Annotated in this window: 22 protein-coding genes and 1 tRNA gene; 8 read left to right on the top strand and 15 right to left on the bottom strand. The window is 66.7% G+C overall.

Annotation, left to right across the window (positions count from 1 at the left end; genetic code table 11):
* Nucleotide 1: 1 nt before the first annotated feature.
* The 7 genes from ACYAF3_RS09140 to ACYAF3_RS09110 all read right to left on the bottom strand — a co-directional run bounded on the left by ACYAF3_RS09140 (nt 2) and on the right by ACYAF3_RS09110 (nt 6,089).
* Complete coding sequence (locus ACYAF3_RS09140; protein WP_003105547.1) at nt 2-472, bottom strand: MarR family winged helix-turn-helix transcriptional regulator; 471 nt, start codon at nt 470-472, stop codon at nt 2-4.
* A 403-nt stretch (nt 473-875) separates the two neighbouring features.
* Complete coding sequence (locus tag ACYAF3_RS09135) at nt 876-2,096, bottom strand: methyltransferase (RefSeq protein ID WP_003105545.1); 1,221 nt, start codon at nt 2,094-2,096, stop codon at nt 876-878.
* Nucleotides 2,097-2,164: 68 nt separating this feature from the next.
* Nucleotides 2,165-2,857 carry an ABC transporter permease gene (locus ACYAF3_RS09130; protein WP_003096163.1) on the bottom strand — a complete coding sequence of 231 codons (693 nt, stop codon included), beginning with the start codon at nt 2,855-2,857 and terminating at the stop codon, nt 2,165-2,167.
* Nucleotides 2,854-3,549 carry an ABC transporter permease gene (locus tag ACYAF3_RS09125; RefSeq protein ID WP_003105543.1) on the bottom strand — a complete coding sequence of 232 codons (696 nt, stop codon included), beginning with the start codon at nt 3,547-3,549 and terminating at the stop codon, nt 2,854-2,856. Before ACYAF3_RS09125 ends, ACYAF3_RS09130 begins: the two co-directional genes overlap by 4 nt.
* Before the next feature lie 61 nt (nt 3,550-3,610).
* The gene (locus ACYAF3_RS09120) at nt 3,611-4,363 is read right to left on the bottom strand and encodes an ABC transporter substrate-binding protein (RefSeq protein WP_003096156.1); all 753 of its coding nucleotides are present in this window, start codon (nt 4,361-4,363) and stop codon (nt 3,611-3,613) included.
* 14 nt (nt 4,364-4,377) lie between these two features.
* Nucleotides 4,378-5,151: an ABC transporter ATP-binding protein gene (locus ACYAF3_RS09115; protein WP_003096153.1), complete on the bottom strand. Its 774-nt coding sequence runs from the start codon at nt 5,149-5,151 to the stop codon at nt 4,378-4,380.
* Nucleotides 5,152-5,399: 248 nt separating this feature from the next.
* Nucleotides 5,400-6,089, bottom strand: a complete 690-nt coding sequence (locus ACYAF3_RS09110) for a DUF502 domain-containing protein (RefSeq protein ID WP_003105540.1) — start codon at nt 6,087-6,089, stop codon at nt 5,400-5,402.
* A gap of 158 nt (nt 6,090-6,247) precedes the next feature.
* Here ACYAF3_RS09110 and ACYAF3_RS09105 point away from each other — a divergent pair, with 158 nt between their 5' ends.
* Nucleotides 6,248-6,985 carry an SDR family NAD(P)-dependent oxidoreductase gene (locus ACYAF3_RS09105; RefSeq protein ID WP_003096148.1) on the top strand — a complete coding sequence of 246 codons (738 nt, stop codon included), beginning with the start codon at nt 6,248-6,250 and terminating at the stop codon, nt 6,983-6,985.
* Between the two features lie 56 nt (nt 6,986-7,041).
* Here ACYAF3_RS09105 and ACYAF3_RS09100 read toward each other — a convergent pair.
* The 8 genes from ACYAF3_RS09100 to ACYAF3_RS09065 form a co-directional block, all read right to left on the bottom strand.
* Nucleotides 7,042-7,117, bottom strand: a tRNA-Phe gene (locus ACYAF3_RS09100).
* Nucleotides 7,118-7,230: 113 nt separating this feature from the next.
* The gene (locus ACYAF3_RS09095; protein ID WP_128669364.1) at nt 7,231-8,313 is read right to left on the bottom strand and encodes an oxidoreductase; all 1,083 of its coding nucleotides are present in this window, start codon (nt 8,311-8,313) and stop codon (nt 7,231-7,233) included.
* Nucleotides 8,314-8,340: 27 nt separating this feature from the next.
* Entirely contained in the window at nt 8,341-8,613 is a 273-nt protein-coding gene (locus ACYAF3_RS09090) for an oxidative damage protection protein (protein ID WP_003096100.1), read from the bottom strand.
* Between the two features lie 43 nt (nt 8,614-8,656).
* On the bottom strand, nt 8,657-9,724 hold the full coding sequence (mutY, locus tag ACYAF3_RS09085; RefSeq protein ID WP_003096098.1) for an A/G-specific adenine glycosylase: 1,068 nt from the start codon (nt 9,722-9,724) through the stop codon (nt 8,657-8,659).
* The gene (locus ACYAF3_RS09080) at nt 9,721-11,973 is read right to left on the bottom strand and encodes an AsmA family protein (RefSeq protein ID WP_003105535.1); all 2,253 of its coding nucleotides are present in this window, start codon (nt 11,971-11,973) and stop codon (nt 9,721-9,723) included. Before ACYAF3_RS09080 ends, mutY begins: the two co-directional genes overlap by 4 nt.
* Nucleotides 11,974-12,066: 93 nt before the next feature.
* Nucleotides 12,067-13,173, bottom strand: a complete 1,107-nt coding sequence (locus tag ACYAF3_RS09075) for an NAD(P)/FAD-dependent oxidoreductase (protein ID WP_003105534.1) — start codon at nt 13,171-13,173, stop codon at nt 12,067-12,069.
* Nucleotides 13,170-13,406 carry a hypothetical protein gene (locus ACYAF3_RS09070; RefSeq protein ID WP_003105533.1) on the bottom strand — a complete coding sequence of 79 codons (237 nt, stop codon included), beginning with the start codon at nt 13,404-13,406 and terminating at the stop codon, nt 13,170-13,172. The genes ACYAF3_RS09075 and ACYAF3_RS09070 overlap by 4 nt, the downstream gene beginning before the upstream one ends.
* 36 nt (nt 13,407-13,442) lie before the next feature.
* A complete protein-coding gene (locus ACYAF3_RS09065; RefSeq protein ID WP_003112623.1) occupies nt 13,443-13,841 on the bottom strand; it encodes an acetyl-CoA sensor PanZ family protein in 399 nt (132 codons plus the stop codon).
* A 160-nt stretch (nt 13,842-14,001) separates the two neighbouring features.
* Here ACYAF3_RS09065 and hisB point away from each other — a divergent pair, with 160 nt between their 5' ends.
* The 7 genes from hisB to ACYAF3_RS09030 all read left to right on the top strand — a co-directional run bounded on the left by hisB (nt 14,002) and on the right by ACYAF3_RS09030 (nt 18,825).
* Entirely contained in the window at nt 14,002-14,595 is a 594-nt protein-coding gene (gene hisB, locus ACYAF3_RS09060) for an imidazoleglycerol-phosphate dehydratase HisB (RefSeq protein WP_003096088.1), read from the top strand.
* Complete coding sequence (hisH, locus tag ACYAF3_RS09055; protein WP_003096087.1) at nt 14,595-15,233, top strand: imidazole glycerol phosphate synthase subunit HisH; 639 nt, start codon at nt 14,595-14,597, stop codon at nt 15,231-15,233. The genes hisB and hisH overlap by 1 nt, the downstream gene beginning before the upstream one ends.
* A 3-nt stretch (nt 15,234-15,236) precedes the next feature.
* Entirely contained in the window at nt 15,237-15,497 is a 261-nt protein-coding gene (locus ACYAF3_RS09050) for a DUF2164 domain-containing protein (RefSeq protein ID WP_003096084.1), read from the top strand.
* Nucleotides 15,498-15,545: 48 nt separating this feature from the next.
* Entirely contained in the window at nt 15,546-16,283 is a 738-nt protein-coding gene (gene hisA / locus ACYAF3_RS09045; RefSeq protein ID WP_003106336.1) for a 1-(5-phosphoribosyl)-5-[(5-phosphoribosylamino)methylideneamino]imidazole-4-carboxamide isomerase, read from the top strand.
* A gap of 10 nt (nt 16,284-16,293) precedes the next feature.
* Entirely contained in the window at nt 16,294-17,064 is a 771-nt protein-coding gene (hisF, locus tag ACYAF3_RS09040) for an imidazole glycerol phosphate synthase subunit HisF (protein WP_003106334.1), read from the top strand.
* A 171-nt stretch (nt 17,065-17,235) separates the two neighbouring features.
* Nucleotides 17,236-17,982 carry a substrate-binding periplasmic protein gene (locus ACYAF3_RS09035; protein WP_003106332.1) on the top strand — a complete coding sequence of 249 codons (747 nt, stop codon included), beginning with the start codon at nt 17,236-17,238 and terminating at the stop codon, nt 17,980-17,982.
* Between the two features lie 90 nt (nt 17,983-18,072).
* The gene (locus ACYAF3_RS09030; RefSeq protein ID WP_003106330.1) at nt 18,073-18,825 is read left to right on the top strand and encodes a substrate-binding periplasmic protein; all 753 of its coding nucleotides are present in this window, start codon (nt 18,073-18,075) and stop codon (nt 18,823-18,825) included.
* The last annotated feature ends 48 nt before the right edge of the window (nt 18,826-18,873 follow it).

The following is an 18,873-nucleotide window of genomic DNA, read 5'->3' as shown; positions in this document are numbered from 1 at the left end:
ATCAGGACTCCTGCAGGCTGGCCCGCGGGCAGCCGGCGTGTAGCAGAACCTTGGTCAGCAGATGGGTCAGCGTCTGCAATTCTTCCGTGCTCAGGCAGGCGACCAGCTCGTTCATCGCCGCCGAGGCGATCAGCGGAAGCTGCTCCTGGACCTTCCGTCCCGCTTCGCTGAGATCCAGGCGCAGGCAACGGCGGTCTTCGGGACAGCGGCCGCGCAGCAGCAGCCCTTTTTTCTCCAGGCGCGTCAGCATGCGCGTCATCGAGCCGCTGTCCACCGACAGCTCGCGACACAGTTCGACCGGACTGTTGGCACGGTTGAGACCGACGAAGATCAGCACCTTGAACTGGGCGGCGGTGATGTCCAGCGCGGCGAGGTGCTTCTCGAGGATGCGGTCCTTGGTCGCGGCACTGACGCCGATGAGCTGGCCAATGGAGCCCTTGAAGGGAAAGTCGGAGGCGCTGTAGTGACCCATGGTGGAGGGGATCGCTGTCTAGGCAGGGAAAGTGTTTCAAAATAATACTGCCTAGGCAGCGATTAACAAGAGCTCAACCGTTGCAATAAAAGAACAATCCGTTCCTTCGAACGTCATACGATGCCGTTTTGCAACTATTGTCGGTGCTGAAGTCCACTTTCGGATTAACCGGAAAGCCAGGCTTATGCACAAGTGGGCAAGGGATAGGAAGGAAACGCTCTAAGAGTCGCTGCGGTTATTTCGGTTGTTAACAAGATATTGTTTTATATGGATTTTATTTTTTCTGTTCATTTTTTGAACAGCATTGGCCGCCCCTGGATACGGGCCCCTCTGCAGATGTTTCCCAGAACTTGTCACCAGACTTATCCACAGGTTGTGTGGGCAACCATCCGGAACACCCGTATCAGCTGCGCTCCGCAAGGATCAGCAGGTTTCGCGGAGACAGGGAGGTCGGACAGAACTCGCCCAGGCGGACGCTATAGCCCTGTTCGACCAGATACAGGCAGCGGTCCAGCAGCAGCCAGAGTTCCAGCGGGCGGCGGAACAGGGCGCGCACCAGTTCCAGGTTGCGAACCATCGCCAGGCGCTTCCAGCCGGCCGCTTCCAGCGCCTGCCAGTCGCGCGCGGCCGGTTCGGGAAGTCCCTTGAGGACGGCGAGTTCGCGACAGTAGTCGGCGTATGGACGTTCCAGCCAGGCCACCGGAAGGGAAGGCACGCTCAGGTACTGGTCGATTCCGCGTAGCTCGCGCTGCAGCAGGTCGAAACCCAGGCGCCGGGCCATCGACTGGTCGCGCTGGCGACGGACCCGTTGGCTGGCGGTGACTGTCTCGCTCAGGGGTAGGCGCAGGTCGTCAAGCGATAGCGCGAGCAGCGATCGGCCTGCCGCTTGCGAGAGCGGCTGGTAGAAAGGCCCCGGAATGCGGTTGTAGCAGCATGGCGCCACCGCCAGTTGGCGACAGCCGGCCTGGCTGGCCAGGCGCAGCAGGCGCAGGTGCAGTTCGCCGCAAGCGTGCAGGGCCACTGGCGTATGCCCGGGAAGCAGGCGCTCGGCGCAGTCCACGGCCAGCACATCCTGGCGGAGGTGGTGGGCGGAGAGCCCCAGGCGGTCGCTCAGGCGCTGTCCGTCGGCGACCAGCGCGGGATCGTGTTCGAGGCAGGTCAGCGGTTGCCCCGCATGGGCCAGCAGGCGGCCCAGATGGCCCTTGCCGGAGCACCAGTCGAGCCAGTGGACGACCGGCCTGGCGAACTGCAGGCGCCCGGCGAACAGGCCGATCTGCTGCCACTTGCGTCCCGGTACGTCGACATTGAAGCGGTTCGGTGCCTGCGGGCGTTCCGCCAATGGCAGTTCGCCGACCGCGCCCAGCGCTGCGGCCTGGGCGGCGAGCTGCGGATAAGGCGCGGGCGCGGCCAGGCGGGTGGGCTGGTTGTGCTCCGCGTCGGCCTGTTCGAGGCTGCGCCCGCGCAGCCAGGACGCCAGCTCGGCGTGTTCGGCTTCCCACGCCAGGGTCGGTTCGCTGAACGGGCGGGGTCGCCAGAGCCGCTGGTGTTCGAGAAGGAACGCGTCCAGCGCGAGGAAGCGCTGCGACAGGGCGTCGCCAGTGAGGAACGGGAAGGTTTCGGACACGATGCGAGCGGCAGCGGGAAAACGGGGCGGCGATTATAGCCGCCCCGCAGGCATCGGAAAGCGCCCGCTCAGCGGCCCTGGGTGGCGTCGACCCGCAACCAGCGTTCGATCAGGCGGAATATCCGCGTCAGCACGATGGTGATCACCAGGTACAGCGCGCCGGCCAGGCAGAAGAACAGCATCGATTCGTAGGTGCGGGCGATGATGGTCCGGGCCATGCCCATGATGTCGAACAGGGTCACGGTGTAGACCACCGCGCTGGCCTTGAGCATCAGGATCACTTCGTTGCTGTAGGCCGGCAGGCCGATGCGCACCGCGCGCGGCAGGATGATGTGCCAGAGCGCCTGGCGCCGCGACATGCCGAGGGCACGGGCGGCCTCCACCTCGCCGACCGGCACCGAGTGGATCGCGCCGCGGAGGATCTCGGCGATATAGGCGGCGGTGTGCAGGGTCATGGTCAGCAGCGCGCACCAGTACGGATCGCGCAGGTAGGGCCAGAAGGCGCTCTTGCGCACTTCCTCGAACTGCGCCAGGCCGTAGTAGACGATGAACAGTTGCAGCAGCAGCGGCGTGCCGCGGAAGAAGAAGATGTAGGCGTACGGCACCGCGCGCACGTACCAGTGCCGCGAGGCGCGGGCGATGCCCAGCGGCAGGGCCAGGGCGAGCCCGGCGACCACCGCGATCGCCAGCAGCTCCAGGGTCAGCGCCGCGCCCTGGAGCATCTTCGGCATCCACTTGAGGATCAGCTCCCACTCGCTCATAGCTCGTTCCTCACGAAACCACGGCCGGCGCGACGTTCGAGGAAGTGCAGGGCGACCATGATGACGACCGTGAGGCTCAGGTAGATGGCGGCCGCGGTCATGTAGAAGGTGAAGGGTTCCTTGGTCGCGTTGGAGGCGACCTGCGCCTTGCGCATGATCTCGTCGAGGGTGATCAGCGACACCAGCGCGGTGTCCTTCAGCAGGATCAGGTACAGGTTGCCGAGGCCGGGCAGGGCGACCCGCCAGATCTGCGGCAGGACGATGCGCCAGAAGATCCGACCGGGCGACAGGCCGAGCGCCTGGCCGGCCTCGCGATGGCCGCGCGGAATGGACAACAGCGCGCCGCGGAACACCTCGGTGGCGTAGGCGCCGAAGCACAGGCCGAGGGCCAGGGTGCCGGCGGCGAACGGCGAGAGCGCCAGGTCCGGCTTGCCGAAAAGGTCGCCGAGGGCGTTCAGGCCGCTCACCGTGCCGAAATAGATCATCAGTACCCAGAGCGTTTCCGGCACGCCACGGACGATGGTGGTGTAGGTGCCGCCGAGGAAACGCAGGGCCGCGTACTTCGAAGTCTTCGCGATGGCGCCGAGGAGGCCGAGCAGCAGCCCCACGCAGACCGCCGCCAGCGACAGCTTGAGGGTCATCCAGGTACCGGCGAGCAGTTGCTCGCCGAACCCATGCAGGTCGAGAATCATGAGAAGTCAGGCCTGAAGGCGGCCACCGCCGGGACGCGCCCGGCGGTGGCCTGGCTTGGCATCAATAGATGCTGAAGGGGAAGTACTTGTCGTTGATCTTCTTGTAGGTACCGTCGGCGACGATTTCCTTCAGCGCGGCGTTGAGCTTCTCGCGCAGCGGGTCGCCCTTGCGCACGGCGATACCGATCTTGTCGTTGTCGAACACCGGTTCGCCCTTGAACTCGAACTCCTTGCCGGCGTCGCTCTTCAGCCAGTCGTACTGCACGAACTTGTCGGCCAGCACGCCGTCCAGGCGCCCCGAGGAGAGGTCGAGGTAGGCGTTCTCCTGGGTGTCGTAGAGCTTGATGGTGACCACGTCGGCCATGTTGTCTTCCAGCCAGGTGCCGGCGATGGTGGCGCGCTGGGCGCCGATCACCTTGCCCTTCAGGGAGTCCTTGTCGGTCTTGAAGTCGACGCTCTTCGGCGCGACGAACTGCAGCTTGTTGGTGTAGTAGGGATCGGTGAAGTCGACTGCCTGCTTGCGCTCGTCGGTGATCGACATGGACGCGACGATGAAGTCGAACTTCTTGGCGTTCAACGCCGGGATGATGCCGTCCCAGTCGGAGGTCACCACCTCGCACTCGGTCTTCATCTTGGCGCACAGCGCCTTGCCGATGTCGAGGTCGAAGCCGACCGCCTGGCCGCTGGCATCGATGCCGTTGAAGGGCGGGTAGGCGCCTTCGGTGCCGATGCGCAGCTTGTCGGCGGCGCTGGCGTCGAGGGCGAAGGCCAGGGTTGCAGCGGCGGCCAGCAGGATCTTCTTATAGTTCTTCATGCGGTGTTGCTCCGTTAGCGGTGGCTGGACATGAACTGTTTGCAGCGCGCCGACTGGGGGTTTTCGAAAACCTGTTGCGGCGTTCCCTGCTCTTCTACCAGGCCCTGGTGGAGGAATACCACCTCGCTGGAAACCTGGCGGGCGAAGCTCATTTCGTGGGTGACCAGCAGCATGGTCCGGCCCTCTTCGGCGAGCGCACGGATCACGTTAAGCACTTCCTGTACCATTTCCGGGTCGAGCGCCGAGGTGGGCTCGTCGAACAGGATCACCTTGGGTTGCATGGCCAGGGTCCGGGCGATGGCCGCGCGCTGCTGCTGGCCGCCGGAAAGTTGCGCGGGATAGCTGTGGCGCTTGTCGGCGATGCCGACCTTGGCCAGCAGGCCCTCGGCGATCTCGATCGCTTCGGCCTTGCTCTTGCCCAGTACGCGACGTGGCGCCTCGATCACGTTGTCGAGGATGCTCATGTGCGGCCACAGGTTGAAATTCTGGAAGACGAAACCGAGTTCGCTGCGCAGCCGGTTGATCTGCTGGCTGTCGGCGGCGACCAGGTCGCCGTTCTTGCTCTTCTTCAGGCGCAGCTCTTCGCCGGAGACCAGGATCTGGCCCTGGTGCGGGTTCTCCAGCAGGTTGATGCAGCGCAGGAAGGTGGATTTGCCCGAGCCGGACGATCCGAGGATGGAGATCACGTCGCCGTCGCGGGCGGTGAGGGAGATGCCCTTGAGCACTTCGAGGTCGCCGTAGCGCTTGTGCAGGTTACGGATTTCCAGTGCGGGGGTGGCCTCGGCCATGGATTTTCCTCTTGTTATTCGGATTGGAAGGGCCTTCCTGGCGAAGGCAAGCTAGCACAGCGCTTCAACCGGAGCCAAGCAGGCGGCGTGCCTCTGGAGCGGGGTTGGCGGCATCTTGTCGCATCGCTGCAGTGCGCTGTCGCGTAGGAACAAAACTGTCGGCTTTCGAAGAAAACTCCTGGCGAACCCTGACCTGAAGCAGAGCCTGGAGGTCGGTGTGCGCCCCGTTCCCGGGCATGCGGGACCGCCTATGGAGCCGCCGGCGGCTGCTCCGCGCGCGGCTCCGCCAGCACCTTGGCGGCGGCCAGCGGCGGCGGTGGGGTGATGCCCATCGACACATAGATGCTGGTGAAGGTGTCCATGCCGATCTGTGCCGGTTTCACCCATTCCACCGGAACGTAGAGCAGGCCGCCGCCCACCGGGATCGGCGCGGTCGGCACCAGGATCGCGTAGTGCGCGCGGCCGTCCAGTTCCACCGCTTCGGGGTTGGGCATCAGCGCCAGCACGGCGGCGCCGTCGCCGCCGAAGAAACACCACACCGGACTCATCGCGGCGATGTCGGCGTCCTGCTTCTTGTCCAGCAGGCCGACGAAACGGTCGGCCAGGTTGTACAGGTTGCCGATCAGCGGGGTGCGCCGCAGGGTCAGGTCGAACAGGTTGGCCAGCGGCCGCTTCAGGCCTAGCTGTACGCCGAGGCCAAGCAGGTAGATGGCTACCAGCAGTAGCGCGGTACCGAGCAGGTAGGCCAGTGGCGAATCGCCGGCGAGCGGCTGGCCGATGGCGGCGAAGCCGCGACCGATCAGGCTGGATGGCCCGACGAAGCGGTTCAGCAAGCTGACCACCCAGGCCAGCAAGGCTAGGGTGAGTACCAGCGGCAGCATCACCAGCAGGCCGGCGAGCCAGGTGGTGAGCAGGGAGTTGAAGCTTTTCTTCAGCATCGATCGGGGGTCCGGACAAGGTCCGCCTAGTCTATCGGCACTGCCTGGCTCACGCTCGGCCGTTCGCCGGGATGGGCGAAAGATCCGCCGCGGCGATTCGTCATTCCTTGTAGGCTGTGCGAGTCGCGTTCATTCCAGCAGGCCTTCACGGAGGGCGTATGGCGGAGAGAAAGACCCTGTTGCTGACCGGGGCGAGCCGCGGTATCGGGCATGCCACGGTGAAGTACTTCAATGCCGCGGGTTGGCGGGTGTTCACCGCGTCGCGGCAGAGCTGGGCCAGCGAATGTCCCTGGGCGGACGGCGAGGAAAACCACATCCATCTGGACCTGGAGGACATTCCCGGCGTCGAGGCCAGCCTGGAACTGATCCGCGAGAAGCTTGGCGACGGCCGGCTCCACGCGCTGGTGGACAATGCCGGCATCTCGCCCAAGGGCGAAGGCGGCGAGCGCCTCGGTGTGCTGGAAACCGACTACGCCACCTGGCTGCGGGTGTTCAACGTCAACCTGTTCTCCACCGCGCTGCTGGCGCGCGGACTGTTCGCCGAGCTGAAGGCGGCGCAGGGAACGGTGATCAACGTGACCTCCATCGCCGGCTCGAAGGTGCATCCGTTCGCCGGGGTGGCCTACGCCACTTCCAAGGCGGCGTTGTCCGCGCTGACCCGCGAGATGGCCCACGACTTCGGCCCGCATGGGGTGCGGGTGAACGCCATCGCGCCGGGGGAGATCGACACCTCGATCCTGTCGCCGGGCACCGAGGAGATCGTCGAGCGCAGCATCCCGCTGCACCGCCTCGGCCGGCCGGAGGAGATCGCTTCGCTGATCTACTTCCTCTGCACCAGCGGCGCATCCTACGTGAATGGCGCGGAAATCCACGTCAACGGCGGGCAGCACGTCTAGGCGAACGGCGGAAAGCAAAAAGGCCCACCCGGAGGTGAGCCTTTTCGTCGTATTCATGGTGCCCAGGGACGGAATCGAACCGCCGACACGGGGATTTTCAATCCCCTGCTCTACCAACTGAGCTACCTGGGCAACGGGGCGCAATTAAACGGGTTTAGCGCGGCAGTGTCAACACCGGCGAAGAAATTTTTTTTGTTTTTTAACGCCTTACGATCCCCTCGCGGTTTCCGCCGGACTGCCGGGCCTCAGTTCCAGGCCTGGCGTTCCTCGTCGCGCAGCTCCACCGGCAGGCTCCGGCCTTCCTCGGCGGAGCGTCGTGCCAACTCCAGCAGGGCCATCAGCGCGCAGGCCTGTTGCGCCGACACCGGGTTGCGCGACTGGCCGCGGATGGCGGCGGCCAGCGCCTGGTAGTAGCGGCTCTGGTCGCCTGCCGGGGTGACCAGCGACTGGCGCAGGCCCTGGCCATCGATGTGCTGCAGCAGGTCGGGATCGCGGCCCCAGCCGGCGGAACCGGGGTGCAGTCCCTGGAGCAGTTGCGCTTCCTGGATGTCGGCGCCGGCCTTGAGCAGGCTGCCGTGGTCGCCGTGCACATTGAAGCGTGGCGCCGGATTGGCGGCGAGCATGCTGGCGCGCAGCGCTACCTGGCAGTGCGGATAATCGAGCAGGACCTCGAACCAGTCGTCGGTCTGCGCCCCCTCGCGCAGCCGGCGCAGGTGTCCGTGCACACGCTGCGGTACGCCGAACAGGCACAGTGCCTGGTCGAGCAGGTGCGGGCCGAGGTCGAACCACAGCCCGGAGCCGGGCAGGTCGTGTTCGCGCCAGCGGTCGCGGACCTGCGGACGGAAGCGCTCGATGGCCGACTCGAAGTAGCGCACCGGGCCGATGCTGCCGGCCTGCAGGGCGGCCTCCACGGCGAGGAAGTCGCTGTCGAAGCGCCGGTTCTGGAACACCGAGAGGACCTGCCCAGGCCGTTCACGGGCGAGGTCGGCGAGGCGCCGGGCTTCGGCCAGGGTGACGGTGAACGGCTTGTCCACCACCACGTGCTTGCCGGCGCGCAAGGCCCGTTCGGCGAGGCTGGCGTGGGTGGCATTGGGCGAGGCGATGACCACCAGGTCGATGTCGGCGGCCTCGATGGCCTCATCCGGATCGGCGCTGACCCGGGCTTCGGGCAGGTCGGCGTGCACCCGCCCAGGGTCGCGGGAGACCACGTGCTCCAGGCACAACGCCGGTACCGCGCGGATCAGCGGGGCGTGGAAGGTCTTGCCGGCGAAGCCGTAGCCGATCAGCGCGGTGCGGAACGGAGGCAGGCCAGAGAGGGATGGGGTCATGGCGGCCTCCGTCGGGCGGGGTGGGGGTCAGGCGGATGGCGGCACGTAGCCGTCGGCCTTGGCGTAGTCCTCGCCGGAGAGGAACTTGTCCATCTCCTGCTGGAGGAACTTGCGGTCCTCGGCGTTCATCATGTTCAGGCGACGCTCGTTGATCAGCATGGTCTGGTGCTTCTGCCACTCGTCCCAGGCCTTGCGCGACACGTTGTTGTAGATGTCCTCGCCCTTCGCGCCAGGATACGGCGGGCGGTCGAGGCCGGGCAGCTCTTCGTGGTACTTGCGGCACATCACGGTGCGGCTCATGGTCGTTCTCCTGCAGTTGCCGCCGGGCCCGCGGGCCCGGCATTCACGCGGTCGTGCCGCGTCCGAGTTCCTGTTCTGCGCGCTTGAGCAGCTTCTTCACCGGAGCGGCGAGGCCCAGGCGCGGCGGGGTGGCGAGGTTATACCAGAGCCAGTCGCCCTCGGCCACGGCGCGCGGAGCGCCTTCCACCGCCACCAGCCAGGGCTCGATGGCGAGCTGGAAATGACTGAAGGTATGGGTCAGGCCGCTCAGTTCGCGGCGCTCGCCGAGGGCCAGGGAATGGCGCGCGGCGAGCGGTTCGAGGCCGTCGAGGTCGTCCAGTTCGGGGAGGCTCCAGAGCCCGCCCCAGAGTCCGCTGGAAGGCCGCCGGTAGAGCAGTATGGCGCCGTCGCGGTTGGCCAGGATCGGCATCAGCGTGCGCTTCTGCGGCAACGCCTTGCGCGGCTTGGGCTGCGGATAATCGGCTTCGCGGCCGAGCAGGTGCGCGCGGCAGCCGGAGACCAGCGGGCAAAGCAGGCAACTGGGCTTGCTGCGCGTGCAGAGGGTGGCGCCGAGGTCCATCATCGCCTGGGTGTAGTGGTTGACCCGTGCGTGCGGGGTGAAGCGTTCGGCGGCCTCCCACAGCGCCCTGGCCACCTTCGGTTCGCCGGGATAGCCGTCCTGCGCCAGGTAGCGCGCCAGTACGCGCTTGACGTTGCCGTCGAGGATCGGTGCGCGCAGGCCCATCGACAGGCTGGCGATGGCTCCAGCGGTGGAGCGGCCGATGCCGGGCAGTTCGGCGAGCTGCTCGACGTCGCGGGGGAACTCCCCGGCATGCCGCTCGACCACGATCTGCGCGGTCTTGTGCAGGTTGCGCGCACGGCTGTAGTAGCCGAGCCCGGTCCATAGGTGCAGGACTTCGTCCTCGGCCGCCGCGGCCAGTGCCTCGACGTCGGGCAACGCTGCCATGAAACGGTCGAAGTAACCGAGCACGGTGCTGACCTGGGTCTGTTGCAGCATGATTTCCGAGACCCACACCCGGTAGGGGGTGATGCCCTGCTGCCAGGGCAGGTCCTTGCGACCGTGACGGTCGTACCAGTCGAGGACCGCGCCGTTGAAGCCTTCAGGTGTCATTTGCGGTTGAACAGCCCTTTGAGTGCGTCTTTCAGCTCCGGACTGACCTTGTCGCCGAGCTTCTCTTCGAGTTTTTCGTTGAGGCGATTGCCGGCCAGTTTCGCGGCGACCTTGCCCATGCCTTCCTTGTCCAGGCGGCAGGCCTTGGCGCCGAGTTCCAGCGGGCCGCGGCAGAGCAGCGGCCATTCGATGCCGGCGTAGCGCTGGTTGACCTGGCAGGCCGGGTCCGGCATGTCGCTCTTGTCGCCCTGGATCTCCACGCCGATGCGATAGTCCATGCCCAGCACGCGCAGGTCGATATCGCCGTGGCCGCTGACCGCCAGGCCGGGAATGGCCACTTTCAGGTCAGGGTTGCTGGCCACGCCGTTGGTGAAGTTCAGGCTGCCCTTGAGCTCGCGGAAAGGCGTGTCCTTGCCGCCGTGAGTACCGGCAAGGGCCTTGCGGTTGAGGGTAGCGATGCCCTGGCAGAGCTGTTGCTCCAGGTTGGCGTCGGGCAGCACGCCGTTGATCAGGCTGAAGCGTGCGTTGCCGTTGAGATGGTCGATCCAGGATTTCTCGCTGTTGCCGCTGGTGCGGATGTCGGCGTCGAGGTCGAGCAGCCCCTTCACCGGCGGTTTCTTGCCCTGGGCTTCGAGCAGGCGCTCCACCGGCACGTTGGCGATGTGCTTGGTGGCGGTCAGCACGGCGCTGTCCTGGCGTACATCGAGGTTGGCCTTGGCGTTGAAGCGGCCGTTGTACAGCCCGCCGCGCATGTCGTCGAGGCTGATCACGCCGCCCTGGCCGCGCAGCTTCAGGCTGGCGTCGTCGATCGGCAGCTTCTCGACGGTCAGCCGGCCGAAGTTCAGCGCCACGTCCAGGTCGAGCTTGCGCAGGGTCGCGATGGGCAGCAGCGGCGCGTCGCTCCAGGCCTGCCTGGTCGGTTTTTCCGGTAGCGGCGTGTTGCCCTGGGCGGCACTGGCCACGGTGGCGTCGACTTCCGCCTTGCGCGTGGCGCTGGCGGCATCCTGGGCTTGCTTGGCCTTGGCCGGCAGGTAGCGGTCGAGGTCGAGCTTGTCGCCCTTGAGCTGGGCGCGCAGCGATTGCCTGGCGAAATCGGCGATGCCGAAGCGGCCGCTGAAGGCAGTGTCGTCCAGACCCAGCTTGAGGTCTTCGAGATTCAGGCTGTTGCGGCTGCCGGCCAGGCGGGTGTTCAGCTCGAACTTGCCGAGGGTGTTGGCATCGGCCATGGCCGGCAGGGTCACGCCGATGCCGGCGAGGAACTCGCGCAGGTTCATCGGCGCGATCGACAGGCCGCCGCTGAACTTGGTGTCCTTGTCCAGCTCGCGGGCCTTCAGTTCGCCGAGGGCGCGCAACTGGTTGACGCTCAGCTTCAGGCCGTTCCACTCGGCGATCTGCGCCGACTGGTCGAGCAGCAACTGGCCCTGGGCGGAGAAGGTGGCGGTCTTGCCTTGCAGCGGCTCGCCCGAGGCTTCGCCGGAGAGCCTGGCGTCTTCCAGTTGGTAGCGCCTGAGCGCGGTGTCGAAGCGCAGGTTGCCGGTCAGCTCGGTCTTGACCCGTACCACCGGCTGGTTGGTGCCGAGGTAGGCGTTGAGCTTCAGCGGAATGCTGCTGCCTTCGCGAATGGCGCCGGTGCTCAGCTCGATGCCCTCGACGTTGTACTGCTTGCCGCTGGCTTCGTCGGTATAGGTGACGCGGGCGTTGTTGACGTTGAGGCTGTCGATGTCGAGCTTGATCGGGGTGCGCGGGCTGTCGTTCTGCGGCGCCTGCTCCGGTGCCTGCGCCTGGGCGCCCTTGCCGTCCGCTGCCGGCGGGGTGGCGGAAGGAGCGGCCGGGGCCTGGGGCTGGGCCGGCTTGCCGATGTTTTCCCAGTTGCCCTTGCCCTGCTTGTCGCGGACCAGGTCCAGGCTCAGGCCTTCGACGCGGATCGCGCTCATCTGCACGTCCTTGCGCAGCAGCGGCAGGACCCGCACCGACAGGCCGAGCATCTGCAGGTCGGCGAACGGCTTGGTCGGCGTGGCGGCGCTGGCGATGCTGGTGTCGTGCAGTTCCAGGCCCAGCCAGGGGAACAGGCTCCAGCCGATGTCGCCCTTCAGGTCCAGCTCCAGGTTGGCCTTGTCGCGGGCGATCTGGCGGATTTCGTCCTTGTAGTCATTGGGATCGAACAGGTGGGTCAGGGCGAAGCCCAGGGCCACGACGAGCAGTAAGAGTCCCAGGAAGAACAGCCCCAGGACCTTGCCGAATGCTTTCATGGACGAATCCTTTGTGCTGGCAGCGGTGAATGTGCGGGCGAGTATAACAACGCCGTTTTGCCAGGCCGACCCTGCGCGCGGCGAAACCTCGTCTCAGAGTGCGCGGGCGACCCGTTCGGCGAGCGCCAGGCTGGCGGTGAGGCCGGGCGACTCGATGCCGAACAGGTTGACCAGGCCGGGCAGGCCGTGTTCGGCAGGGGTTTGGATGATGAAGTCGGCGGCGGGTTCCCCCGCCCCGCCGAGCTTGGGCCGGATGCCGGCGTAGCCGGCGGCCAGGCGCCGAGGATCGATGCCGGGGAAGTAGCGCGAGATGGCCTGGGCGAAGGCGGGGCGGAGGGATTCGTCGACGCGGTAGTCGAGGTTGTCCACGTAATTCACGTCGGGACCGAAGCGCAACTGGCCGCCGAGGTCGAGGGTGGCGTGGATGCCGAGCCCGGCGGTGCGCGCCTCGGGCATCGGGTAGACCAGGTGGCGGAACGGCGAGCGGCCGCTGTAGGAGAAATAGCGCCCCTGGCACAGGTGCAGCGCCGGCACCAGGCGCGGATCGAGGCCTTCGGTGCGTTGCGCCAGCGCCTGGGCGAACAGGCCGCCGGCATTGACCACCCAGCCCGCGCGCAACCGGAACGCTTCGCCGACGCTCTGTCCTTCGGCGCGCCAGCCGCCGGCGTGGCGCTCCAGGCGGTCGACCCGGGTGTCCAGCGCCAGTTGTGCGCCGTGGCGTTCGGCGACGGCCTGCAGCGATTGCAGGTAGGCGTGGCTGTCGATGATTCCCGTGCTCGGCGAGAGCAGGGCGGCGACCCCGCGGACCTGGGGCTCCAGCGCGCGCAGCGTGGTGCCGTCCAGCGGCATCAGGTCGTCGACCCCGCAGGCGCGTGCGTTGGCCGCCAGGGCCTGGAGCTTCTCGCGCTCGTTTTCTTCCACCGCCACCAGCAGCTTGCCGATGCGCCGGTGGCCGACGCCGTGGCGGGCGCACCAGGCGTACAGGCGTTCGCGGCCTTCCAGGCAGAGATCGGCCTTGAGCGAGCCGGGCGGGTAGTAGAGGCCGGCGTGGATCACTTCGGAATTGCGACTGGAGGTGTGGCTACCGACCAGCCGTTCGCGCTCCGCCACCAGTACGCCGTGGCCGGCTTCGGCCAGGCGCGCAGCGCAGGCCAGGCCGAGGGCGCCGGCGCCGACTACCAGTACGTCGACGTCGTTCATACGTCGCTGGCTGCGCGCTGCAGCACGGCGACGATCGCTGCCCGCGCCTGCGGGCTGTTCTTCCAGCAACTGGAGCCGGTCAGGGCCGCGCCCTGGGCGAGGATACTCGCGGCGTCGCAGTCGCGCAGCCGGACGAAGCTGTCAAGGCCCATCTGCTCCAGGCGTTGCAGCACGGTCGGGCCGACCCCCTTGAGGGCAAGCAGGGCGGCGCGCTCGGCGGAGGAAAAGGACATGGCGAAGCTCCGTGGCGGGGACCGCCACCGAGCATATCAGAGGCTGTCCAGCGGCAGCCCGTGGCGTGCCGCGAGGGCACGGGCCTCCAGGTGCCCGTCCGGGGCGACCAGGCGCAGCGGCTTGCCGGCTTCGGCAGCCAGGCGCCGGGCCTCGTCGAGGAGGCGTCGGCCGACCCCGCGGCCGCGGGTGATGCCGCGCACGCAAAGGTGCGACAGCTGCCAGGCGTCGTCGCCGCGCCGCAGCAGGGCGGCACCCAGCAGGCGGTCGTTGAAGCGCCCGGCGATCAGCTCGCCGGCGGCCAGCCCGGCCGCGACCAGCGCCGCGCCGTCGGCATGCGGGGCGAACAGCCAGTCCGGCGCGTCGGCGTAGATCTTCGCCAGGTCCAGGCGATCCTGGGCGCTGGGTTGGGCGAGGGTTTCGACGATCACGGGCATGCGGCTCTCCGCGGCGGGATGAAAGGAGCGCAGTGTAAGGCCTGGCCCGCCGCCCGTGGGGCGATTCGCGCCGACGGTCGCGGCTGGCAGCGCCAGCCCGGGCCTGCCTATAATGCTGGCCCTCTTATAATTACGTGCAGTGTTAGCTGTGGAGCTGGTGATGGCCGAACGCAAGGCATCCGTCGCGCGCGACACCCTGGAGACCCAGATCAAGGTCTCCATCGACCTGGATGGGACCGGCAAGGCCCGGTTCGATACCGGGGTTCCCTTCCTTGACCACATGATGGACCAGATCGCCCGCCACGGCCTGATCGACCTGGACATCGAGTGCAAGGGCGACCTGCATATCGACGATCACCACACCGTCGAGGACATCGGCATCACCCTCGGCCAGGCCTTCGCCAAGGCCATCGGCGACAAGAAGGGCATCCGCCGCTACGGCCACGCCTACGTGCCCCTCGACGAGGCGCTGTCGCGGGTGGTCATCGACTTCTCCGGGCGGCCCGGCCTGCAGATGCACGTTCCCTTTACCCGTGCCAGCGTCGGCGGCTTCGACGTCGACCTGTTCATGGAATTCTTCCAGGGCTTCGTCAACCACGCCCAGGTGACCCTGCACATCGACAACCTGCGCGGGCACAACACCCACCACCAGATCGAGACCGTGTTCAAGGCCTTCGGCCGCGCGCTGCGCATGGCCATCGAGCTGGACGAGCGGATGGCCGGGCAGATGCCGTCGACCAAAGGGTGCCTGTGATGCAGACGGTAGCCGTGATCGACTACGGCATGGGCAACCTGCACTCGGTGGCCAAGGCCCTTGAGCACGTCGGTGCCGGCCGGGTGCTGGTTAGCAGCGACGCGGCGGTGATCCGCGAGGCCGACCGGGTGGTGTTCCCCGGGGTTGGCGCGATCCGCGACTGCATGGCCGAGATCCGCCGCCTGGGCTTCGACGCTCTGGTCCGCGAGGTCAGCCAGGACCGCCCGTTCCTCGGCATCTGTGTCGGTATGCAGGCATTGCTGGAGCGCAGCGAGGAGAACGACGGGGTCGACTGCATCGGTCTGTTCCCCGGCCAGGTGCGCTTCTTCGGCAAGGACCTGCACGAAGCCGGCGAGCACCTGAAGGTGCCGCACATGGGCTGGAACCAGGTGAGCCAGGCGGTGGAGCACCCGTTGTGGCACGAGATTCCCGACCAGGCGCGCTTCTACTTCGTGCACAGCTATTACATCGAGGCCGGTAACCCGCGCCAGGTGGTGGGGCACGGGCACTACGGCGTCGATTTCGCCGCCGCGCTGGCCGAAGGCTCGCGTTTCGCCGTGCAGTTCCACCCGGAAAAGAGCCATACCCACGGCCTGCAACTGCTGCAGAACTTCGTGGCCTGGGACGGGCGCTGGTAGGCCATGGCCAGGGCGAAGAGCAAGACGCCGATCCTCCAGCTGGACGCCGCGCAGACCCAGGACGCGGTACTGGCGATCAAGCGCTTCATGGAGGACCGCTTCGAACTGGAGCTGGGTTCCTTCGAAGCCGAGGAACTGCTCGATTTCTTCGCCCGCGAGTTCGCCCCGTACTTCTACAACAAGGCCATCCTCGACGTGCAGTCGTACCTGAAGGAACGGTTCGAAAGCATCGAGAGCGATGTCTGGGCGCTGGAAAAGAGTTGAGTTTCCGCGCGCCTGTCCACCGAATACAGACTTGAACAGGGTTCACCGATGCTGATCATTCCCGCGATCGACTTGAAAGACGGCGCCTGCGTGCGTCTGCGCCAGGGCCTGATGGAAGACGCCACGGTCTTCTCCGACGATCCGGTGGCGATGGCCGCCAAATGGGTCGATGGCGGTTGCCGCCGCCTGCACCTGGTGGACCTGAACGGCGCTTTCGAAGGCAAGCCGGTCAACGGCGAGGTGGTCACCGCCATCGCCCGTCGCTACCCGGACCTGCCGATCCAGATCGGCGGCGGCATCCGCTCGCTGGAAACCATCGAGCATTACGTTCGCGCCGGCGTCAGCTACGTCATCATCGGCACCAAGGCGGTCAAGCAGCCTGAGTTCGTCGGCGAGGCCTGCCGCGCCTTCCCGGGCAAGGTCATCGTCGGCCTGGATGCCAAGGACGGTTTCGTCGCCACCGACGGCTGGGCCGAGGTCAGCGAAGTCCAGGTGATCGACCTGGCTCGTCGCTTCGAGGCCGACGGGGTGTCCGCCATCGTCTACACGGATATTTCCAAGGACGGCATGATGCAGGGCTGCAATGTCGAGGCTACCGCCGCGCTGGCCAATGCCACGCGGATTCCGGTGATCGCCTCCGGCGGTATCCACAATCTCGGCGACATCCAGAAGCTGCTGGACGCCCGCACCCCGGGGATCATCGGCGCCATCACCGGCCGGGCGATCTACGAAGGCACCCTGGACGTGGCCGAAGCCCAGGCGCTGTGCGACAACTTCAAGGCCTGAGGCGAACCGCATGGCACTGGCAAAACGCATCATCCCCTGCCTCGACGTGGACAACGGCCGAGTGGTCAAGGGCGTCAAGTTCGAGAACATCCGCGACGCCGGCGACCCGGTCGAGATCGCCCGCCGTTACGACGAGCAGGGTGCCGACGAGATCACCTTCCTCGATATCACCGCCAGCGTCGACGGGCGCGACACCACCCTGCATACCGTCGAGCGCATGGCTAGCCAGGTGTTCATTCCGCTGACCGTGGGCGGCGGCGTACGCAGCGTGCAGGACATCCGCAACCTGTTGAATGCCGGCGCGGACAAGGTCTCGATCAACACCGCCGCGGTGTTCAACCCCGAGTTCGTCGGTGAGGCCGCCGACCGCTTCGGCTCGCAGTGCATCGTGGTCGCCATCGACGCGAAGAAGGTTTCTGCCCCGGGCGAGGCGCCGCGCTGGGAAATCTTCACCCATGGCGGGCGCAAGCCCACCGGGCTGGATGCCGTGCTCTGGGCTAAGAAGATGGAAGACTTGGGCGCTGGCGAGATTCTCCTGACCAGCATGGACCAGGACGGCGTGAAGAGCGGTTACGACCTGGGCGTGACCCGCGCCATCAGCGAGGCGGTGAACGTGCCGGTGATCGCTTCCGGCGGCGTCGGCAACCTGGAGCATCTGGCCGCCGGCATCCTCGAGGGCAAGGCCGACGCGGTGCTCGCGGCGAGCATCTTCCACTTCGGCGAGTACACCGTGCCGGAAGCCAAGGCCTACCTGGCCAGCCGCGGTATCGTGGTGCGCTGAGGCGCGTTGCGCCGCAGCGCACAGGGCCGGTGATCGGCTAGCCATTCCTGAGCGCGAGTCGACACTCGCGCGGCTTTCTTTCAGGTACAGTCACGCCCCCCGCATCAGGTGCCGCTAGAGCGCCGATGCCCTGCCATAACGACAAACATTGCGACCGACAGGGAGTCCTCCATGTCCATCTTCCGTCTGGCTCTCGGCTGCGTCGGCAGCCTGGCCCTGCTATGCGCTAGCGCCCTGGCGCGCGCCGAAACCCTGGTCCTGCTGACCGAGAACCTGGTGCCGTTCAACATGGCGGTGAACGGCGGCAACTACGCCAAGGACGATGGCATCAGCGGCATCAGCACCGATACCGTGCGCGCCGCCTGCGAGCGCGCGCAGATCGAGTGCCAGCTGATCCTGCGCTTCCCCTGGGACCGGGTCTACCAGCAGGCGCTGAGCGAGCCCGGCTATGGCGTGTTTTCCACCGCCCGTACGCCGGAGCGCGAGGACAAGTTCAAGTGGGTCGGCCCGCTGGCGGTCAACGACTGGGTACTGATGGCTCGCGGCGACAGCAGCATCCACCTGAACAGCCTGGAAGACGCCGCGCGCTACCGGATCGGCGGCTACAAGAACGACGCCATCAGTCAGCACCTGGTCGACCGCGGCCTGCAGGTGCAACTGGCGCTGCGCGACAACGAGAACGTCGACAAGCTGGCCAGTGGGCAGATCGATCTCTGGGTCACCGCCGATCCGAGCGGGCGCTACGTCGCCCAGCGCGAGGGCCTCAAGGAGGTGAAGGTGGTCCAGCGTTTCCATACCGCCGAGCTGTTCCTGGCGCTGAACAAGGACACCCCGGACGAGCTGGTGCAGAAGTTGCAAACGGCGGTCGACGCGCTGCGCAGCGAAGGCTTGTTGAAGCAGATCCGCGAGCGCTACTGACGCCTCGCCGGCGATGCTGGCAAAAGGCTGGCCTGGCGGCGCGGCGCTGGTTATTCTGCCTCGCTCCAGGCCCCTGACAGGATGACAACAATGCAAAGAAGCCTGCTCTTCGCGCTGCTCGCAACCCTGCTGCTGGTCGGCGGCGCGCGCGCCGAAACCGATCCCGACTACAGCATGGTCCTGCTCACGGAGAACTTCCCGCCGTACAACATGGCGATCAACGGCAAGAACTTCGCCCAGGAAGACAACATCGACGGCATCGCCGTGGATATCGTCCGCGAGATGTTCAAGCGCGCCGGCATCAAGTACAGCCTGACCCTGCGTTTCCCCTGGGACCGCATCTACAAGCTGGCGCTGGAGAAGCCCGGCTACGGGGTGTTCGTCACCGCCCGCCTGGCCGAGCGCGAGGACAAGTTCAAGTGGGTTGGTCCGATCGGCCCGGACGACTGGGTGCTGCTGGCCAAGGGCGACAGCCCGATCACCCTGGGCAGCTTGGACGAGGCGAAGAAATACCGGATCGGCGCCTACAAGGGCGATGCCATCGCCGAGTTCCTCGGCAAGAACGGTTTCGAGGCCGACCTGGCGCTACGCGACCAGGAAAACGCGCAGAAGCTGGTCAAGGGCCAGATCGACCTCTGGGCCAGCGGCGATCCCGCCGGGCGCTACCTGGCCAAGCAGGAAGGCGTGACCGGCCTGAAGACGGTGCTGCGCTTCAACAGCGACCAGCTGTACCTGGCGCTCAACCGCGAGACTCCCGACGAAGTGGTGCAGAAGCTCCAGGCAGCCCTGGACGGCATGCGCAAGGAAGGTTTCGTCGAGGACATCCTCAACAGCTATCTCTGATTCGCTCCGTCCGGCCAACAGGGGGCCGGGCGGGGAAACGCCTTTGCC

It is taken from the genome of Pseudomonas sp. TZ252 (genome assembly GCF_056110345.1).
Note: the sequence above shows the minus strand (reverse complement) of the source record. Positions and strands in the feature narration are given on the sequence as shown.